At 65.0% G+C, this 449-nt stretch carries 1 protein-coding gene; it reads right to left on the bottom strand.

Annotated features, from left to right (window positions below):
• On the bottom strand, positions 1 to 449 hold a 449-nt coding region (locus FY251_RS21365), incomplete at both ends, for an FAD-binding oxidoreductase (RefSeq protein WP_305037594.1).

Consider the following 449-nt stretch of genomic DNA (forward strand, 5'->3'; position numbering starts at 1 on the left):
GTCGGTCACTGCGTCGGCGATGGACTCCATGGTCTCGACGCCCTCGACTGTCTTTGTGTTGATGAGCGGGCGGATGTGGAGCACACCGGGGCCGGCGTGGGCGTAGAAGGAGGCGAAGGTGTCGTGTTCTTCGAGAATCTCCTGGAAGTCGGCGACGTACTCCGGGAGATTCGCCGGCGGGATGGCGGTGTCCTCGATGAACGAGCCGTGTTTCTCGTCGGTCGTCCGCGAGAGCAGTATCGGGAGGCCGGACTTGCGCATCTTCCAGAATTTTTCCCGTTTCGCCTCGTCGTGGGCCTCCATGGCGTCGAACGCCCGCACCGGCGTGTCGACGACGGTCCGGCCATCTGTTGGGGCAGCGATCGAACCGACGCCGTTCGTTCGGTCTGCCAGGAGGTCGGCGACCTTCCGCCGGCCGCTCTCCGCGTCGTCGGCGTAGAACTCCACGA

It is taken from the genome of Haloferax sp. KTX1 (assembly GCF_902410085.1).
In the GTDB taxonomy this organism is placed as follows: Archaea; Halobacteriota; Halobacteria; order Halobacteriales; family Haloferacaceae; genus Haloferax; species Haloferax massiliensis.